The sequence below is a fragment of the Spirillospora sp. NPDC049652 genome, assembly GCF_040675125.1.
In the GTDB taxonomy this organism is placed as follows: Bacteria; Actinomycetota; Actinomycetes; order Streptosporangiales; family Streptosporangiaceae; genus Spirillospora.
The window spans coordinates 1-1,140 of the sequence record NZ_JBFAOF010001528.1 but is presented as its reverse complement, the minus strand read 5'-3'; the positions used below and the strand labels follow the sequence as shown (position 1 = coordinate 1,140).

Genomic DNA, 1,140 nt, shown 5'->3' with positions numbered 1-1,140 from the left:
CCTCCGCCTGGGGTCCGGCCTCGCGCGCCCGCGCGTTCTGCGGCACGGACCTCGTCCGGAACGCGCCCTGTTCCCGCGACACCGCGGCCGTGCTGGTCCGCGCGGGCAAGGTCGCGGGGACGCGTGATCCCGGCGGGTCGCTGCCGTCGGGCACGAGCCTGCTGCTCGGGCGCGAAGAGGGCGCGGCCGAGTTGCGGAAGCTCCGCCCGGGCCAGAAGGTGCGGATTTCTTCTGCGCTTTCGGGTTCCGTGCGGTTCCGGCACGCGATCGGCGGTCTGCCGTTGCTGCGCGACGGCGAGCCGGCGCCCGGGCTGGACGCGCGCTCGCGCAGCCCCCGGACCGCGGCCGGTCTCGCCCGGGACGGACGCCGCATGTACCTGGTGGTGGTGAACGGCGGCCGCGAGACCGGCTCCGGCGAGACGGTGGCGGGCCTGGCGGTGCTGCTGCGGCGACTCGGCGTGCGCGACGCGCTGCTCCTGGACGGCGGCGGGTCGTCCACCCTGGCCTACCGCAAGCCGGGCGAGCACGCCGCGACCGTCCGCAACACCCCGTCCGACGGCCACGAACGCCTGGTGGCCAACGGCCTCGGCGTCTACCGGTAGCGCGGCCCGGGGCAGGTCCCGGTACCGCGGCCCGGGGCGGGTCCCGGTGGCGCGGCCGGGGGCGGCGGCACGGGAGCGCGGCCGGGGCGGCGCGGCACGGGAGCGGCGGCACGGGAGCGGCGGCACGGGAGCGGCGGCACACGGCTTCCCCGTTCTTTCGGGTTGCAAATAAGTACGTACGATCGTACGTTTTGTTTCGTGTCTACCCCAACCTCGCACCGCCGCACGGCGGACTCCCCCTGGCGCGCGGTCGCGGTCGTGCTGGCCGGGGCGTTCATGGCGATCCTCGACTCGTTCATCGTCATCGTCGCGGGCCCCTCGATCCAGGCCGACCTGCGCATCGGCGACGGCTCCCTGCAGTGGGTCCTCGCCGGGTACCAGCTCGCCTACGCGGTCCTGCTCATCACCGGCGCGCGGCTCGGCGACCTGTACGGCCGCCGCCGCGTCTTCCTCACCGGCATGGCCGCCTTCACCGCCTCCTCGGTGGTGTGCGCCACGGCGGGCGACGCCGCCACCCTCATCGCGGCGCGGCTCGTCC

General features: G+C 75.9%; 2 protein-coding genes. Both read left to right on the top strand.

Features of this window, described 5'->3' with window-relative positions; translation table 11 throughout:
• Positions 1-602 (top strand): phosphodiester glycosidase family protein (locus AB0J52_RS41675; protein ID WP_500188814.1); only part of this gene is annotated, 602 nt, incomplete at its 5' end.
• Between the two features lie 198 nt (positions 603-800).
• The coding region (locus AB0J52_RS41670; RefSeq protein WP_500188812.1) for an MFS transporter at positions 801-1,140 on the top strand (340 nt) is incomplete at its 3' end.